At 61.2% G+C, this 16,922-nt stretch carries 16 protein-coding genes, 1 tRNA gene and 2 pseudogenes; 6 read left to right on the top strand and 13 right to left on the bottom strand.

The window, feature by feature from the left end:
• Positions 1 to 3 precede the first annotated feature (3 nt).
• The 3 genes from J7302_RS10850 to J7302_RS10840 form a co-directional block, all read right to left on the bottom strand.
• The gene (locus tag J7302_RS10850; RefSeq protein ID WP_215373742.1) at positions 4 to 222 is read right to left on the bottom strand and encodes a DUF2970 domain-containing protein; all 219 of its coding nucleotides are present in this window, start codon (positions 220 to 222) and stop codon (positions 4 to 6) included.
• Positions 223 to 268: 46 nt separating this feature from the next.
• Entirely contained in the window at positions 269 to 1,309 is a 1,041-nt protein-coding gene (locus J7302_RS10845) for an RNA methyltransferase (protein ID WP_215373740.1), read from the bottom strand.
• Positions 1,310 to 1,386: 77 nt separating this feature from the next.
• Positions 1,387 to 1,995, bottom strand: coding sequence for a hypothetical protein (locus J7302_RS10840; protein WP_215373738.1), 609 nt, complete (start codon positions 1,993 to 1,995; stop codon positions 1,387 to 1,389).
• 272 nt (positions 1,996 to 2,267) lie between these two features.
• Here J7302_RS10840 and J7302_RS10835 point away from each other — a divergent pair, with 272 nt between their 5' ends.
• Together J7302_RS10835 and J7302_RS27120 are read left to right on the top strand one after the other, a co-directional pair.
• Positions 2,268 to 2,567 carry a DUF1883 domain-containing protein gene (locus tag J7302_RS10835; protein ID WP_215373736.1) on the top strand — a complete coding sequence of 100 codons (300 nt, stop codon included), beginning with the start codon at positions 2,268 to 2,270 and terminating at the stop codon, positions 2,565 to 2,567.
• A gap of 140 nt (positions 2,568 to 2,707) precedes the next feature.
• Positions 2,708 to 3,012 (top strand): annotated as a pseudogene (locus J7302_RS27120) (ISL3 family transposase); the annotation flags it as partial.
• 230 nt (positions 3,013 to 3,242) lie between these two features.
• On the opposite strand, the gene metH reads toward J7302_RS27120, so the two are convergent.
• Positions 3,243 to 6,935: a methionine synthase gene (metH, locus tag J7302_RS10830; RefSeq protein ID WP_215373733.1), complete on the bottom strand. Its 3,693-nt coding sequence runs from the start codon at positions 6,933 to 6,935 to the stop codon at positions 3,243 to 3,245.
• A 171-nt stretch (positions 6,936 to 7,106) separates the two neighbouring features.
• On the opposite strand from metH, the gene J7302_RS10825 reads away from it, so the two are divergent.
• Both J7302_RS10825 and nfuA read left to right on the top strand, forming a co-directional pair.
• Positions 7,107 to 9,392: a fatty acid cis/trans isomerase gene (locus J7302_RS10825; RefSeq protein ID WP_215373730.1), complete on the top strand. Its 2,286-nt coding sequence runs from the start codon at positions 7,107 to 7,109 to the stop codon at positions 9,390 to 9,392.
• 97 nt (positions 9,393 to 9,489) lie between these two features.
• Positions 9,490 to 10,074, top strand: coding sequence for a Fe-S biogenesis protein NfuA (nfuA, locus tag J7302_RS10820; protein ID WP_215373727.1), 585 nt, complete (start codon positions 9,490 to 9,492; stop codon positions 10,072 to 10,074).
• 48 nt (positions 10,075 to 10,122) lie between these two features.
• On the opposite strand, the pseudogene J7302_RS10815 reads toward nfuA, so the two are convergent.
• The 5 genes and pseudogenes from J7302_RS10815 to J7302_RS10795 all read right to left on the bottom strand — a co-directional run.
• Positions 10,123 to 10,479: pseudogene (locus J7302_RS10815) on the bottom strand (MFS transporter); the annotation flags it as partial.
• A 42-nt stretch (positions 10,480 to 10,521) separates the two neighbouring features.
• On the bottom strand, positions 10,522 to 11,031 hold the full coding sequence (locus J7302_RS10810) for an HPP family protein (protein ID WP_215373712.1): 510 nt from the start codon (positions 11,029 to 11,031) through the stop codon (positions 10,522 to 10,524).
• A 12-nt stretch (positions 11,032 to 11,043) separates the two neighbouring features.
• Positions 11,044 to 11,292 (bottom strand): DUF1272 domain-containing protein, encoded by a 249-nt coding sequence (locus tag J7302_RS10805; protein WP_215373708.1) that lies wholly within the window; start codon positions 11,290 to 11,292, stop codon positions 11,044 to 11,046.
• Between the two features lie 10 nt (positions 11,293 to 11,302).
• Entirely contained in the window at positions 11,303 to 12,310 is a 1,008-nt protein-coding gene (locus J7302_RS10800) for a GlxA family transcriptional regulator (protein WP_215373705.1), read from the bottom strand.
• A 184-nt stretch (positions 12,311 to 12,494) separates the two neighbouring features.
• Positions 12,495 to 12,764 (bottom strand): hypothetical protein, encoded by a 270-nt coding sequence (locus tag J7302_RS10795; protein WP_215373699.1) that lies wholly within the window; start codon positions 12,762 to 12,764, stop codon positions 12,495 to 12,497.
• A gap of 327 nt (positions 12,765 to 13,091) precedes the next feature.
• Here J7302_RS10795 and J7302_RS10790 point away from each other — a divergent pair, with 327 nt between their 5' ends.
• Positions 13,092 to 13,760: a PA2778 family cysteine peptidase gene (locus J7302_RS10790; protein WP_215373697.1), complete on the top strand. Its 669-nt coding sequence runs from the start codon at positions 13,092 to 13,094 to the stop codon at positions 13,758 to 13,760.
• A 53-nt stretch (positions 13,761 to 13,813) separates the two neighbouring features.
• Here J7302_RS10790 and J7302_RS10785 read toward each other — a convergent pair whose 3' ends face one another.
• On the bottom strand, positions 13,814 to 15,097 hold the full coding sequence (locus tag J7302_RS10785) for an NAD(P)/FAD-dependent oxidoreductase (RefSeq protein WP_215373694.1): 1,284 nt from the start codon (positions 15,095 to 15,097) through the stop codon (positions 13,814 to 13,816).
• Positions 15,098 to 15,281: 184 nt separating this feature from the next.
• Between J7302_RS10785 and J7302_RS10780 the strand changes: the two genes are divergently transcribed.
• Positions 15,282 to 15,358: transfer RNA gene (locus J7302_RS10780), tRNA-Val, on the top strand.
• 91 nt (positions 15,359 to 15,449) lie between these two features.
• On the opposite strand, the gene J7302_RS26465 is transcribed toward J7302_RS10780, so the two are convergent.
• The 3 genes from J7302_RS26465 to J7302_RS10770 all read right to left on the bottom strand — a co-directional run bounded on the left by J7302_RS26465 (position 15,450) and on the right by J7302_RS10770 (position 16,787).
• A complete protein-coding gene (locus J7302_RS26465; protein WP_251701994.1) occupies positions 15,450 to 15,647 on the bottom strand; it encodes a site-specific integrase in 198 nt (65 codons plus the stop codon).
• Positions 15,648 to 15,698: 51 nt separating this feature from the next.
• On the bottom strand, positions 15,699 to 16,418 hold the full coding sequence (locus tag J7302_RS26460) for a recombinase XerD (protein WP_251701993.1): 720 nt from the start codon (positions 16,416 to 16,418) through the stop codon (positions 15,699 to 15,701).
• Positions 16,419 to 16,574: 156 nt separating this feature from the next.
• Entirely contained in the window at positions 16,575 to 16,787 is a 213-nt protein-coding gene (locus J7302_RS10770; protein WP_251701992.1) for a hypothetical protein, read from the bottom strand.
• Positions 16,788 to 16,922 lie beyond the last annotated feature (135 nt).

The raw sequence follows: 16,922 nt of genomic DNA, 5'->3' as shown, positions 1-16,922 counted from the left end.
TACTTACAACCCGGCGAGGTGCAGGACCAGCTTGACCACCCCGTAGATCAGCAGCACGAAGACTGCTGTGAAAATCACGCCGAGCAGGATGAATTGACTGGGCTTGCCGCGGCTGAAGTCGCGTGCCCGGTTCTTCCCGCTCTGCACGCCAAAGGCAGCTGCCAGCACACTTTGCAGCATCTCGCGGAAGCTCAGGGGCTTTTCTTTTTCCTTGTCGTCCATAGGACACCTCCTGGCATGAGCGTAGCAGGCCGGGGGGTTACTGCCGTTAGCGAGCTGGACGTTGCAGCCGCTTGGTGTTCACCACATCTACCGCACGGGCGCGCAGCTGCCCGCAGCCGCCGTCGATGTCCTGGCCAGCAGAGTTGCGTACTTTGGTGAGGATGCCGCGGCTGTGCAGGTAGCGCACCATCTGCACGATGCGGTCACCATCAGGGCGCTGGTAGTCGTCGGCGTCGAGGCTGTTGTAAGGGATCAGGTTCATGACCGCGTACTTGCCCTTGAGCAGTCGAAGGATGCCGTCCATTTCTTCTACGCTGTCGTTGATTCCCTTGAGCAGCGTCCATTGGTACTGGATCGGATAGCCGATAGTGCGGGCATAGCGCTCGCCCAGTTCCACCAGCTCATCCGGGGCGATGCGTGGAGCCTTCGGCAGCAGCTGTTCGCGCAGGTCGGCGCGGGTGGTGTGCAGCGATAGTGCCAGGGCCGGCTTGACCCGTTGCTGTGGCAAGCGTTCGAAGACCCTTGGGTCACCCACGGTGGAGAACACCAGATTCTTGTGGCCAATGCCACCGTCGGTGCCAAGTAGGTCGATGGCCTCCAGGACGTTCTCGAGGTTGTGGGCTGGCTCGCCCATGCCCATGAACACCACTTTCTTCACTGCGCGGAATCGGCGGGCGAGGGCGACCTGGGCGACGATCTCGGCGCTGCCGACCTGGCGCAGCAGACCGCTCTTGCCGGTCATGCAGAATACGCAGCCGACAGCACAGCCCACCTGGGTCGAGACGCACAGACCGTCGCGCGGCAGGAGCACACTTTCCACCATCTGGCCGTCGGCGAGTTCCACCAGCAGGCGCGCAGAGCCGTCTGCCCCCGGATGTTCGGAACGCAGACGGACCAGGCCCTCGAGTCGCTCCGCCAGGGCTGGCAGCCCATCGCGTACGCTCAGTGGCAGGAAGTGCTCAGTGTGCTGGCGGCGTGTGCCGGCGTTCAGTGGCTTGCCCTGCAGCCAGGCGCGTACGACCCGTCCGCTATGGGCAGGTTTGGCGCCGAGCTCGGCCAGGTGCTGATGGATATCGGTGATGCGCATGGGGCGCGCATCCTACCACTCTCGCCATGGAGGTGGCAGGTCCATCGGCTTTGCTCCGATGGACCGGTTGAAGACTGTCAGGGGGCCTCGACAGTGATCGCCACGGCTGAAGTCAGGCGAATGACCACTTCCTGATTGACGTAGGAAGGCTTGAGTTCGACATCGGGCCGGACCGCTACGGTTTTGCGACTACCATCGGCGAACTCCAGTGTGGCGGTATGTTTGGCCGCGTCGATCGCTTTGACGACCGCAGTCACTTCGACGGTGTCTGCCGCCATCATGCCGGGCTTGTCGCCTTCTGGCGCAGTGGCCAGCACCCCGGCGGCTCCATCCTCCCTGGATTCGCCGGGTTCGCGCAGGTACACCACCCGCTCGCGCGTGACAGTAGCGGTTACGCGATCCCCCACCTTCATCTGGGGAAAGTTGCGTATCTCCGGCACAGCCTGGAAAGTCTGGCGGTGGCCCTGCTGATCCTGCAGGGTAAAGGTTCGTTTCTTGTAGTCGATGTCGCTGATCACCGCCGTTATCTGCTCCATCTCGGCGGTAACGCCGCCAGGAACGCCTTGGGCGTGCACCTCGGCGCTGCTGGTGCTACTGCTTAGCCCATCATTCTGGGCCTGGCTGCTGCAGGAGCTGACCAATGCAAGGCTGAGAAGGAGAAGGCAAGCTCGTTTGGTGTTGGGCATGGCATATCTACCTTGATGAAATGAATCCGGAAATCGTGGATTTCATGAATGGCATCCTCCCGGCCCAAGGCAATTCGGAGCTCGGCGGAAAAGACTCATCCAGCCTTCTTCGGCATTTTCAGCTTAGGCCAAGCTTGTGAAGTTGCTGCCTGAACCTCAGCCGACGCCAGAGTCCAGGCGTTGTCGGAGTCTCGTCGGGTGTTTGCGAGATGTGATAGGCACCCTCGTGTTATTGTGGCGCGTTGTTTTATCGAGCGATTTGGGAGCGGTTCATGAAGTTCATCCATCAGCGCGAGCACCTCAATGAGGGTGATCTGGTCATCATCCAGTGCTCGCAAACCTGCAATATCCGTCTGATGAACGACGCGAACTTTCGCAGCTTCAAGAATGGTGGCCGACACAGCTACCACGGCGGAGCCTTCGATCGCTTTCCAGCGAAGATTGTGGTGCCCAGCACTGGCTTCTGGAATGTCACGCTCGACACCGTGACCCGCCGCGCCATCAGTGTGACGCGCAAACCAACCATGACCTATACGATCAAGTTCGTTCGCCGTTCGGGTTCGGGTAGCTGATTCCGGTAAGCATGAAAAAGGCCCCTCGGGGCCTTTTTGTTGGTTCTTCGCAGAATCTGGGGGAAGAGCGAGTTGACAGTCAGGGAAGCGGGTAAATTGGCAATCGCCAAACATCCCAACCCCCACCCCCTGCTATCACCGTGCATCCTATTGATCTGGCCGCTTTCTGGCCGGGCTACGAGGTCGTCGCCTGTCGCCAATCCACTCACGACACCCTGCTGATCAGTCTTGAGCCCCAAGCCGAGCGCTTACCGATTTGCGGCCGCTGTGCCAAACCCAACCTGTTGACCCACGAGCAGCAGCACATCCGCCAGGTGCGGGATCGTGACCTGCAGGATCAGCGCGCCTGCTACAACTGCCGGTGCGTCGCGTCGACTGCCTGTACTGCGGACGCGTATCCGAGCGGATCGACTGTCTGGCGCCGGCTTCCTGCCTTCCTCGGAAAGCAGCCTGCAACACCTCCTTGGCGGACTTGTCGGGCGGAGTGACATATCGAAGGCGCGCGAAACCTTGTAGGAGCCAGCCAGTGACAACACTTAACTGGGACAGAGCCTTTTGTTTTGGGGTAGGTTGGCGCTGAGCGCAACGAAGCCCAACAAACGCGGCCGTGAGGTCTAGCCCGGTGGTCTTCGCAGTTTTGCGCCAACCTACTTCATGCCGGAGAGCGTTCGGACCTCAGCTCTCGTACCCCAGGTTCGGCGACAGCCAGCGCTCGCTGACGGTCTGGTCCTGACCTTTGCGCCTGCTGTAGCTCTCCACTTGGTCGCGCTCGATCTTGCCCACGGCAAAGTACTGCGCTTCCGGGTGGGCGAAGTACCAGCCGCTGACGGCTGCGGCCGGGAACATCGCGTAGTGCTCGGTGAGCGTTACGCCAGAGGTGCTGTGCGGGTCGAGCAGGCGGAAGAGGGTGCCTTTCTCTGTGTGGTCCGGGCAGGCCGGGTAGCCGGGAGCCGGGCGGATGCCCTTGTACTGCTCCTTGATCAGCGCCTCGTTGTCCAGGTGCTCGTCAGCCGCGTAGCCCCAGTATTCCTTGCGCACGCGCTCGTGCAGCCATTCGGCGCAGGCCTCAGCCAGGCGGTCGGCCAGTGCCTTGACCATGATGGCGTTGTAGTCGTCGCCCTTGGCCTCGTACTGCTTGGCCAACTCCTCGGCACCGATGCCGGCGGTGGTGATGAAACCGCCCACATAGTCGGTTATGCCGCTTTCCTTCGGTGCCACGAAGTCCGCCAGACAGAAGTTAGGTTTGCTGTCGGGCTTGATGGTCTGCTGGCGCAGGTGATGCAGCTTGGCCATGGCTTTACCGTGGTCGTCGTATACCTCGATGTCGTCGTGGTCAACCTGGTTGGCAGGCCAGAAGCCGAATACCGCGCGGGCCTTGATCTGCTTCCCGTTGATCAGCTGTTTGAGCATGGCCTGGGCATCGTTGAACAGCGCGGTGGCCGCTTCGCCCACCACCTCGTCGGTGAGGATACGTGGGTACTTGCCGGCCAGGTCCCAGGAGATGAAGAAGGGCGTCCAGTCGATGTACTGGGCCAGCACGGCCAGGTCGATGTCCTCCAGCATCTGCGCGCCGGTGAAGCTCGGCTTGGATGCGCGATAGCTGGCCCAGTCGAACTGTGGCTTGTTGGCCAGTGCGTCGGGGTAAGCCAATCGCTCGGTGCGGGCGGCGCGGTTGGCGGTGCGTTCACGAACCTCGACGTATTCAGCGCGGGTTTTCTCGACGAATCCCGCCTTGAGCTCTTTGGACAGCAACTGGGTGGCCACGCCGACTGCACGCGAGGCGTCGGTAACGTAGACCACGGCATCGTTGCTGTACTGCGGGTCGATCTTCACCGCCGTGTGGGCCTTGGAGGTGGTGGCGCCGCCGATCATCAGCGGCAGCGTGAAGCCCTGGCGCTGCATTTCCTTGGCGACGTGGACCATCTCGTCCAGCGACGGGGTGATCAGGCCGGAGAGGCCAATGATGTCGCACTTCTCGGCGATGGCGGTCTGGAGGATCTTCTCCGCCGGGACCATCACGCCAAGGTCGACGATGTCGTAGCCGTTGCAGCCGAGCACCACGCCGACGATGTTCTTGCCGATGTCGTGCACGTCGCCCTTGACCGTAGCCATGAGGATCTTGCCCTTGGCTTCCGGCTTGTCGCCTTTTTCCGCTTCGATGAAGGGAATCAGGTGGGCCACCGCCTGCTTCATCACGCGGGCGGACTTGACCACTTGCGGCAGGAACATCTTGCCCGCGCCGAACAGGTCGCCAACGACGTTCATGCCGGCCATCAGCGGGCCTTCGATAACTTCGATGGGACGCGTGCACTGCTGGCGGCATTCCTCGGTGTCTTCGACGATGAAGGTGGTGATGCCCTTGACCAGGGCGTGCTCCAGGCGTTTGCCCACCGGGTAGCTGCGCCACTCCTCGTTTTCAGCTTCCTTTACCGCACCGCCACCCTTGTAGTTATCGGCGATGGCCAGCAGGGCTTCGGTGGAGTCGGGGTTGCGGTTGAGCACCACGTCCTCGACCTTCTCGCGCAACTCTGCCGGGATCTCGTCGTAGATCTCCAGCTGGCCGGCGTTGACGATGCCCATGGTCAGGCCGTTCTTGATTGCGTGGTAGAGGAAAACCGAGTGGATGGCCTCGCGGACCGGGTTGTTGCCGCGGAAGGAAAACGACACGTTGGATACGCCGCCGGAGGAGAGCGCGTAGGGCAGTTCGTCACGGATATAGGCGCAGGCCTCGATGAAGTCCACGGCGTAGTTGTTGTGTTCCTCGATGCCGGTGGCCACGGCGAAGATGTTCGGGTCGAAGATGATGTCCTCCGGCGAGAAACCCACTTCGTTGACCAGGATGTCGTAGCTGCGCTTGCAGATTTCCTTCTTGCGCGCGGCGGTGTCGGCCTGGCCGGCCTCGTCGAAGGCCATGACCACAACAGCGGCGCCATAGCGTTTGCATAGGCGGGCGTGATGGCGGAAGGCATCTTCGCCTTCCTTCATGGAGATGGAGTTGACGATGCCCTTGCCTTGGATGCACTTCAAGCCGGCCTCGATCACCTCCCACTTGGAGGAGTCGATCATGATCGGCACGCGGGAGATGTCCGGCTCGCCAGCGATCAGGTTGAGGAAGGTGACCATGGCCGCCTTCGAATCCAGCATGCCTTCGTCCATGTTGATGTCGATCACCTGGGCACCGGCTTCCACCTGTTGCAGCGCCACTTCCAGGGCCTCGGTGTAGTTTTCCTCGCGGATCAGGCGGGCGAACTTGGCTGAGCCGGTAATGTTGGTTCGCTCGCCGACGTTCACGAACAGCGAGTTGCGGTCGATGGTGAAGGGTTCCAGACCTGACAGTCGGCACGCCTTCGGAATGTCCGGAATCACGCGTGGCGGGTACTTGGCTACGGCTTCGGCGATCGCCTGAATATGTGCCGGGGTTGTGCCACAGCAGCCACCAACGATGTTCAAGAAGCCGCTGGCAGCAAATTCTTCGACCACCGCTGCCATTTCCGACGGCGTCTCGTCGTACTCGCCGAAGGCGTTCGGCAGGCCGGCGTTGGGGTGAGCGGAGACGTGGGTCTCGGCCTTGTTGGCCAGCTCCTCCAGGTATGGGCGCAGGTCCTTGGCGCCAAGGGCGCAGTTCAGGCCGACGGAGATCGGCTTGGCGTGGCGCACCGAGTTCCAGAAGGCTTCGGTGGTCTGCCCGGACAGAGTACGGCCGGAGGCGTCGGTGATGGTGCCGGAGATCATGATCGGCAGCTCGATGCCCAACTCTTCGAACACGCCCTGCACGGCGAAGATCGCTGCCTTGGCGTTGAGGGTGTCGAAGATGGTCTCGATCAGGATCAGGTCCGCACCGCCCTCGATCAGGCCACGGGTGGCTTCGGTGTAGTTTTCCACCAGCTCGTCGAAGGTGACGTTGCGGTAGCCGGGGTTGTTCACGTCCGGGGAGATGGAGCAGGTGCGGCTGGTCGGGCCGAGCACGCCGGCGACGAAGCGCGGCTTGTCCGGGGTCTCCAGGGTCTTGGCATCGGCTACCTGGCGGGCCAGGCGCGCACCCTCCACGTTGAGCTCGTACACCAGTTCTTCCATGCCGTAGTCGGCCTGGGAGACGCGGGTGGCGTTGAAGGTGTTGGTTTCCAGGATGTCGGCGCCAGCATCAAGGTAGGCCTTCTCGATGGCCTGGATGACATCCGGGCGGCTCAGCAGCAGCAGATCGTTGTTGCCTTTGACATCGCTCGGCCAATCAGCGAAACGCTGGCCGCGGTAGTCCGCTTCGTCCAGTTTGTAGCTCTGGATCATGGTGCCCATGCCGCCGTCGAGGATCAGGATGCGCTGGGTCAGCGCCTGTTGCAGGGCTTGCTGGCGGGCGGTGCGGTCGGACATGGGGACTACCTGAGAGTGGTTGAAACAAAGGCAGCGATGATAACAAAACCTTAGTATTTTTTAGCTTGTTCGCTGTTTTCATGAATTCCGCTCATGTTGCGGGATGTTCAGGTTCACCGAGATGCCCCGCAAGCCAGTAGAATCCACGGTTTGGGTTTCAGGGATCGGGTCATGTCGCTGCGAAAGCTGGATATCGTGTTCGTCTTGCTCATGCTGCCGAGCCTTCCCGCCCTGGCACAGGGGCTGTCATACAGCCGCGACATCCAGCCGATCTTTACCCAGAAGTGCGTGGCCTGCCACGCCTGCTACGACGCTCCCTGTCAGCTCAACTTGGGGAGTGCCGAGGGCGCTGCACGCGGAGCGAGCAAAGTACCGGTCTATGATGGTGCGCGGACCAAGGCGCAGGAAACCACGCGGCTCTACTTCGATGCGCATGGTGCAGAGGCCTGGAAGCACAAGGGCTTCCAGTCGGTGCTGGAGGGCAATGGCGGCCAGGCTGCGCTCATGGCGCGGATGCTGGAGCTGGGCAAGTCCCATCCGCTCGTGCCCAATGCGAAGCTTCCGGGTGGGCTGGATATCAGCATCGGCCGCAAGAACCAGTGTCCGCGGCCCGACGAATTCGAGGCTTACGCCAAGCAGCATGCCCAAGCGGGTATGCCATTCGCGGTGACGGGGCTCAGTGGGACGGAGTACCAGACCTTGCAGCGCTGGCTGGACGAGGGGGCGCCAGTGGATGAGCCGGTCGTGCAACCGAGCGCCGCCGAGGCCCGCCAGGTTGCCGAATGGGAGGCTTTGCTGAATGCCCCGGGCGCCCGTGAGGCGCTGGTGGGGCGCTGGCTGTTCGAGCACCTGTTTCTTGCGCATCTCTACTTCGAGAACGGGGAGGCTGGCCACTTTTTCCAAGTGGTTCGCTCACGCACGCCCAGTGGCCAGCCAATCGACCCCATCGCTACGCGTCGGCCCAATGACGACCCCGGCAGCGCGTTCTATTACCGTCTCTGGCCGATCCAGGGCGTGATCGTGCACAAGACGCACATTACTTATCCGCTGAGCGCGCAGAAGCTGGTGCGGGTCAGGGAGCTGTTCCTCTCTGGCGACTGGGTAGCAGAGCAGGTGCCCGGCTACGGCGCACAACGTCGTGCCAACCCGTTCGAAACGTTCCGCGCCATCCCGGCGCGGGCGCGCTATCAGTTCATGTTGGATAACGCCGAGTACTTCGTACGCACCTTTATTCGCGGTCCGGTTTGCCGGGGGCAGATCGCCACCGACGTGATCCGCGACAACTTCTGGACCCTGTTTCAGGACCCGGCGCATGACCTGTACATCACTGACGCCGAGTACCGCGAGGCTGCGACGCCGCTGTTGGCGATGCCGGGTCAGTTCGACGAGATCGGTGACCTGTTGGGCCTCTGGCTCACCTACCGTGATAAACGCAATGAATACGAAGCGCTGCGCATGGAAGCCTACGCCGAGGCGCCTCCAGCCAGTTGGGCGCATATCTGGGCCGGCAACGACAATGCGTTGCTGTCGATCTTCCGCCAGCACGACAGTGCCTCGGTGCGCAAAGGCCTCATTGGGGATGTCCCGCAGACGCTTTGGTGGATGGACTATCCGCTCTTCGAGCGCACCTATTACCAGCTGGTGGTCAATTTCGACGTATTCGGCAATGTCTCGCACCAGGCGCAGACGCGCTTGTACTTCGACCTGATCCGCAATGGCGCTGAGGTGAACTTCCTCCGTCTGATGCCAGCAGAGGCCCGAGCGAAGATACTCAACGATTGGTACCAGAACAGCGGCAAGCTGAAGATGTGGCTGGACTACCAGGCCATCGACCATGAAACGCCCACTGGCTTGGCACTTGCCGGCAGTGACCCGAAACGGACGTTCGCTGACACCTTGATGGAGCGTTATGCCGGGCTGAATGCGCGCCCCGACCCGATTAACCGCTGCACTGGCGCACATTGCTCAAGGCCGACGGTAGCGCCGCTGCTGCAGGAGGCCGAGCAGGCGCTCAGCCAACTGGTCAGCCGGCCAGCGGCGGGGCTGAAGGTCATCGAGTTGCTGCCCGAGGCGACCCTGCTTCGCGTCGAATTGCCGGATGGCAGGCGCGAGGTCTACAGCCTGTTACGCAACCGGGCGCACAGCAATGTGGCCTTCATCGTAGGTGAAGAGCTGCGCTATCAGCCGGGCCTGGATACGTTGACGGTTTATCCGGGCGTTCTCAGCAGCTATCCGAATTTCATGTTCAATCTCCGGGTCGACGAAGTGCCGGATTTTGTCGCGGCGTTGCAGCAGGTGCGGGACCAGGAGGCGTTCGAGCAGATCGTGCGGCGCTGGGGCATCCGTCGTTCGCATCCGCAGTTCTGGTACTACTTCCACGATCTTTCTCGTTACATCGGGGAGACCGAGCCGGTTGAGAAGGGCGTGTTGGACATGAACCGATACCAGAACCTGTGAACCCGGGCTTGACGCGAATTATTCCTACTAATTTGGTAGGCCTTTATCCTGGGCTGCCCTTTGGCGTACACTGCGCCTACGTTTGCGAGGAGTTTCCATGAGCGCCATCACCATCACCCAAGCCGCCCAGGACTATCTGGCGGATCTGCTGGAGAAGCAGAGCACCCCGGGCATCGGCATTCGCGTCTTCATTACCCAGCCGGGCACCCAGTACGCTGAAACCTGCATTGCCTATTGCAAGCCGGGTGAGCAGAAGCCGGAAGACAGCGCCCTTGCGCTGGCCGCCTTCACGGCCTGGATCGATGGCGTCAGCGAGCCGTTCCTGGAGGATGCAATAGTCGATTACGCCACCGACCGCATGGGCGGCCAGCTGACCATCAAGGCTCCGAATGCGAAAGTGCCGATGGTCAATGAAGAGAGCCCGCTCAATGAGCGCATCAACTATTACCTGCAGACCGAGATCAATCCGGGTCTGGCCAGCCATGGTGGTCAGGTGAGCCTGGTCGACGTGGTCGAAGAAGGCATCGCCGTGCTGAAATTCGGTGGTGGCTGCCAGGGGTGCGGCATGGTCGACATGACGCTGAAGGACGGTGTCGAGAAGACCCTGATGGAGCGAATTCCCGAGTTGAAGGGCGTGCGGGACGTCACTGACCACAGCAATCGCGAGAACGCCTACTACTAAGGCGTGATCGCACTGAGAAAGGCGACCCATGGGTCGCCTTTTTCATTTGTCCACTGCTTCGAGTGCGGCAAAGCGGTAATACATGGCCGAAGCCTGGTGGGCTCCGATGGGTAGGGCGCCGAGGCAGAACAGCGGGAAATCACCCAGCCAGACCCCGAGCGCGCTGTGCGGCCCGCCTGCGATGCCGCATGTGGCGCCGATCATCAGGCCCGGTCTGCGGCCGTGGCGTTGCATGAACAACGACAGCGGTTGAGCAGCCAGCAGGTTGCCGCGTACCAGCAGGCCTAGCGGCAGGATTGCGAGGGCGTTAAGCGGGGCTAGTTGCAGGCCGACCAGTGCCTTAAGGGTTACGCCGATCATGGCGCAACTCCAGTAAAGCGCCTGGGCGGCGAACAATAATCGGATGGGGGGTTGCCGAGCAGCATGATTCGTCCTTGATTCTCAGGCTTACCAATATTTCGGGTAGCGACTTTCACGTGTCGCGTTGTTGAAGAGAAGTGCCACGGCCACCAGCAGCAGCGCGCCGGTCAGTGTGGGGTACAGAACAAAGTCCCAGCCGGGTTGCAGCAGGAACACGATCACTGGATTGGAGCCGGCCGGTGGATGCACTGTTCGGGTTGCCATCATCAGGGCGATAGCGGTGCCCACGGCCAATGCGACGGCCCACCAGTGCGGGCCCAGGCTGTGGAGAATGGCAAGGCCAGTCAGCGTGCTGAGCAAGTGGCCGAAGAGGATATTACGCGGTTGCGAGAAGGGCACATCGGGAAACCCGAAAACCAGCACACAGGACGCGCCGAATGATCCCAGTAACAATGTCAGCGAGAGCATGTCGCCGAGGCTGGCGATGCTGGCGATTGCCAGTATGCCACCCAACCAGGCGATGGCGATCTGCTTCACGCCGGGGCGAGGGGGTGGGGCGATGGCATCGCCCCGGAACTTCTTCAAGAAGGTGAGCATGGTCGTCTTGTCTCAGGCGATGGGCTGACAGCCAGATGGTTTGTGGATGCGATCGGTCGAGGCGGGGAACCTATCCAGTTTTCCGGCGGGACGGATCGGGCGTCTCACCAGCTCTCCTCCGCAGTTCGGGCAGATTCCGTGCAGGCGCTGGCCGGCGCAGTCGCGGCAGAAGGTGCATTCGAACGAGCAGATCAGAGCGTCCGGCGAGTCGGGTGGAAGGTCGCGGTCGCAACATTCGCAGCCAGGGCGAAGCTCCAGCATGGCAATTCCCTCAATGGCTTGTGGTGCGTCCGAATCGCTCCGCGTATTCCTGCGGGCTCACGGACAAGTATTTGTGAAAGCTGCGGCGCAGGTTCTCCGGATGGCCGAAGCCGGTCAGTCGCGCAACGGTGCCGATGGAGGCCTGCGCGTCCTGCAGGAGCGCGCGAGCGGCTTCGAGTCGTACTCGCTCGACATATTTGCCGGGCCCTACTCCTAGTTCCTGCACAAAGGCGCGTGACAGGCTGCGGGGGGACATGCCGGCTTGGCTGGCCAGTGCGTCGAGTGAGAGATCGTCGCCCAAGTGGGCGGGGATCCAATCGAGCAGCGCCGCCAGTTTGGGAGTCCGGCAAGGCTCTGGAGTGAGCAAGGCGCTGAACTGTGCCTGGCCGCCCGGACGACGCAGGAACAGCACCAGTCGGCGGGCCACTGCCAGAGCCATCGTACGTCCCAGATCCGACTCGATCAGGGCCAGGGCCAGGTCGATTCCGGCCGTGACGCCGGCAGAGGTGAAAACGTGGGCATCACCATCCTGGCCGCTGGCATCGAAGGTATGCAGGCGCTCACCCTGGAGAATGATCCCGGGATGTGCTTGAAGCGCTGGAACATCGGCCCAGTGAGTCGTGGCAGGGCGCCCGTCCAGAAGTCCTGCGGCTGCGAGGATCAATGCGCCCGAGCAGATCGACCCGAGCCGACGAACCCTGGGTTCGGCATGGCGCAACCAGTCGAGTAGCGCCTCATTCTTGCGCATGGCTTCCACTCCGGCGCCGCCGGGAACCAGCAGGGTGTCGAAGTCAGCTGCTGACACTTGGTGCCAGGATTGGTCTGCGACCAGTGCGAAGCCGGCAGAAAGGGTAATCGGACCGGCCTCATTGCCGAGCAGGTGAATCTCGTAGCAGGAAGGCAGCCCTTGTCGCTGGCGTTCCGCGTTGGCTGAGGCAAAAACCTGCAGTGGGCCCGTGATATCCAGGCTCATCGCATCGGCAAACACCAGGCAGGCGATCTGGCGAACGGTTTCCATGGGCATCTTCCCCGGTTGAAGGTGATGCCAGTTTGATCGGTCGGGAGGGTGGCAACAATGACAATGACCGCACAGATCTTGCCAAGTGGCCAATGCGCAGCAAAGGCTGCAGGGGCGGGAGAACGGGAACATCGCGGCGGGCAACTGATGCTGCCCGCCGCTCATTGGGCACGGAGCGGGAGTTTTACTCCGGCATGCTCCAGGGGTCGAGGCTGTAACCTTTGCTGCTTAGTTCTTCGCGGGATTGCAGCAGGACAATGGCCAGTTGCTCAGGGTCGGAATAGGTGCTGCTCGGAATCTTCGAGCGACCCAGCAGACGAGTGCTGGTGCGATCGATGACGCTGATGCTCAGCTCGCCGGTGCCGTCCTGGGGGGCCCAGGCAACGCATTGGAATGGCTTGAAGGCGCGGCCTGTAATGATCAGTGCTTCGTTGAATCGCAGAGGTGCGTTCATGGGATTGGTCTCTCCATATTGTGCCCAATGAAGGTGACGGAGGAGCCCATAGGGCTTTATGACACCGTCATGAATGTGGATGACCGAACGAAACCGATAAGTCACAGCGCGTCGTTAAAAACTAAGTAATTGTCGCTGAAATGAACGAGTGACCCGTTTCAGGAGGGTTTCGGCTAACAGTTTCATGAGATCTACGGGGCGGGTGTTGCAGGCTTTCGCGCTTTGGTAACCGTCCAGGCGGTATTGCCAAGCCTGGACGATATACCGAGAAGATCGGCGGCAGTATGATCGCCGGTCATTCAATCCTGTCGTAATCAGAGTGATGCCGTGCCTTTACCCCGCCGCCTCATCAAGCCAATCGCCGTTGCCTGCAGTCTCGTCTTCCTGGGCGCATGCGCAGAGCATTCACGCTCTCCCAGAGTCAGTGCCCTGCCCGAGGCTGTCGAGCTGAGCGGCGTTCCTTTCTTCGCCCAGAACGCCTACCAGAGTGCGCCTGCTGCGCTCGCTGCCTTGCTGACCCAGCAAGGCGAGGTCGTCACGCCTGGACTGCTCGAATCGGAATTGCGCCTGCCGCAGCAGGAGGAGAGCCTGCAACGCAGCATCGAGGATGTCGCACGTCGGCATGGCCTGCTGGTCTATCCGCTCGGTAGTGGGCTCGACGATCTGCTTGAGCAGGTTGCGGCGGGTAATCCCGTTATGGTGTACCTGAAGCAGGGCTATGGTTTGCTGCCCAGCTGGCGTTTCGCTTTGCTGGTGGGCTATGACCTGGAAAATCGGACGCTGCTGCTGCGTAGTGGACATCAACGTCGCATGCAAATGGGGTTTGGTGAGTTCGAGGCCGGATGGGACGCTGCTAGCCGATGGGCTGTGTTGCTGCAATCCCCAGACCAGTTGCCCGCTGCGGTTGAGCGCGGGCGCTGGTTGAAAGGAGCCGAGGAATTGGATGCCGCAGGGCAGGCTGAAACGGCCAGCATTGCACGGCGGCAGATGCCTTGATTGGGTAAATGAAAACGGCGCCTCAGGGCGCCGTTGACGTATTGCATTGGGGGTCAGACGCCCAGCTTGTCGCGCAGGCTGTAGTACCAAGCGCCCAGTGCCGTGAACGGTACGCGGAAAACCTGGCCGCCCGGGAACGGATAGTGCGGAAGGCTTGCGAATGCATCGAATCGCTCGGCCTGGCCGCGCAGGGTTTCCGCGATGACCTTGCCCGCTACGTGGGTGTAGGTCACGCCATGGCCGCTGCAGCCCTGGGAGTAATAGATGTTGTCGCCAATCCGGCCAACCTGTGGCAGGCGCGACAGGGTCAGCAGGAAGTTGCCGGTCCAGGCGAAGTCTATCTTCACGTTCTTCAGCTGCGGGAAGGTCTTGAGCATCTTCGGACGAATGATCGCTTCGATGTTTGCCGGGTCACGCGCGCCATAGACGACGCCGCCGCCATAGATCAGGCGCTTGTCGCCAGAGAGGCGGTAGTAGTCCAGCAGATAGTTGCAGTCCTCTACGCAGTAATCTTGCGGTAGAAGTGACTTGGCCATCTCCTCGGACAGCGGCTCGGTGGTAATCACCTGAGTGCCGCACGGCATCGATTTGGCTGCGAGTTCTGGGATCAGGTTGCCCATGTAGGCGTTACCGGCTACCACCACGAACTTGGCCTTCACTCGACCTTGCGGTGTTTGCACGACAGGGTTCGCGCCGCGCTCGATACGAACGGCCGGGCTCTGCTCGTGGATGATTCCGCCCAGGGATTCCACGGCAGCGGCTTCGCCAAGGGCAAGGTTCAGCGGGTGGATATGGCCGCCGCTCATGTCTAGCATGCCGCCGATATAGTTGTCGGTCGCCGCCACTTCACGGATGCGCTTGGCGTCCATCATCTCGAGCTGGGTGTGGCCGTAGCGTTCCCAGAGCTTCTTCTGCGACTCGAGGTGCTCCATCTGCTTCTTGGTGAACGCAGCGAAAACGCCGCCGTCCTTCAGATCGCACTGGATGTTGTACTTGGCGATGCGCTCTCGAATGATGCGCCCGCCTTCAAATGCCATCTGGCCCATCAGTTGGGCGTGCTTGGCGTTGGAGGTGCGCTCGATCACGTCGATATCGCGGCTGTAGCTGTTGACGATCTGGCCACCGTTACGACCGGACGCGCCAAAGCCCACCTTGGCCGCTTCCAGGATGGTGACCTTGAAACCATTCTCCAGAAGGAACAGTGCGGTAGAGAGACCGGTATATCCAGCCCCTACGATACAGACATCAGTCTCGGTCTCACCCTTGAGTTCCGGGCGAGCCGGGACGGGGTTGGCCGAAAAGGCGTAATAGGATTGGGGGTAGGGAGTGTGCGTCATAATGGAATCTCTGTTTTTTATTTTTTACAGATGGGATGATGCTACCTGAGTTGAGTCGGGTCGGCTAGTCTCTGTGCAAAATATTTAACGGAGCGGTGAACAGTAAAAAATCCACTTTTTCAGAGAGTTAGCGAAAAAAGGTGTTGACAGAGAAAAGTAAGTCCGTAGAATGCGCACCCATCGAAGGCACATAGCTCAGTTGGTTAGAGCACCACCTTGACATGGTGGGGGTCGTTGGTTCGAGTCCAATTGTGCCTACCAAATCGAACCCGCGTCACGCGGGGCTTAGAAGGCGATCCGAAAGGGTCGCCTTTTTTGTTTTGGGAAAATTTTGGGAAAATGACTATCGAGCCTATAGCTTCAGGTCTGCGCCCACCGTCAGGTATTGCACCTCCTTCCCTTCGTGACCGGCCTGATAGTGCTCAGTCATCCTCACGTCAGCATGGCCCATCAGCGCCTGGATGTATTCCTGCAGACAGCCCTGCTGCTCATACAGCCAGGCATCCAGCGCCCAGATCTCGTGAAAGGTTGGTCGCTCGTCCTTCGGCATCGCCTTATAGGCTTCTGAATCGTCCCGAGTCTTGCTGAAGGCCTTCGGCAGTTAATCCTCGGTCACTGCGTTCCAGTGCCGCTTCGCGTCCAGCTGCTCCCGCTTACGGGCCTTGGGCGAGTAGTGGATCAGGCGGGGGCAGACGACCGGCGAGGCCAGGCTCTCCTTTACGACGGCACGCAGCGCTTCACCCATGACGATCTCCAGATGCACCGGGTTGTCATAGTTCTGGGTTTTGCCCGGGGAGACGCGGATGGTGTTCTTCTCCAGGTCGACCGCGGCCTTCTCTCGGGTCGCGATGTCCTCCCTCCGCTGCAGGCTCACCAGTGCAAGCCGGATTCCCCGCCGCAGCCACTCCGGAGTCCACTCATAGGTCAGGATGGCGTCCAGACCTTCCTTGGTATGGCGTTGGCGTTTCTTCTCGGCCTCGACCTTCACCAGGGTCAGCTCTGCGACGTTGCGCTCAGCCAGGCCCTTGGCGACGGCGACGGCGAAGGCGAACACCTGCACCATCAGGCCCCGGTGCTTCGTGTAGGCGTTGTTGCTGAACTGGTCCAGGTACTCGGCTACGGCCAGCACGTCCAGTTGGTCAACCATTCGCGTCCCGACGTCGGCCCGGTACCTGGCCAACTTGAACTTGATTTCCGGCAGGGTGCGCTCGGAATAGCTGCGGGGCGGCAGCCATTCCTCTTCGAACCGGCCCAGCAGGTGATCGACAGTTGGGGTCTTCTCGCCAGTCAGCAAGGCAAGCAGGGTGCCGTCCTCAGCCATGAGCGGGGCCAATTTGGCGTTGGCCGCCCAGGCGAGCTTGTTGATGTTGGTCTTCTTGCCTGGGATGGGGTTGCGGTACTGCCAGTACTTCCCCGTTAGGGTACAGGTTGTTCGGCAGGCTGCGGTTTTTGCTGGTGCGTTTGCGGTGCGGAGCCGTCAGCCAAACTCCAGCATCTTGGCCAGCAGGGAATCACTGGATCCGGTTAGCTCAGTCTGCAGGTCCACAAAGTACATATCGCCTTTGGTCTCGCCGACCACGGTTCCGTTCTCGACCCATTTCGTGAGTTGCTGCAGGCTGGGCTTCCCGCCGGCATAGCGCAGCTTCCTGTATTCGCCGACCTCCATGAGGCATGGCAACTGAACGGTCATCTGGGCAATCACTCGTGCTATAGACAATACCTCGCCGCCCAGCGCAGCGCGCGAGGGGTGTTCCGGTTGACGTGTGGGGATGGAGCAATGTGCTGCAGTGCCGGTTAAGCAGCGCTGTGCTTCACTGATCCCTCG

The organism is Metapseudomonas boanensis (assembly GCF_018704125.1).
In the GTDB taxonomy this organism is placed as follows: Bacteria; Pseudomonadota; Gammaproteobacteria; order Pseudomonadales; family Pseudomonadaceae; genus Metapseudomonas; species Metapseudomonas boanensis.
Note: the sequence above shows the minus strand (reverse complement) of the source record. Positions and strands in the feature narration are given on the sequence as shown.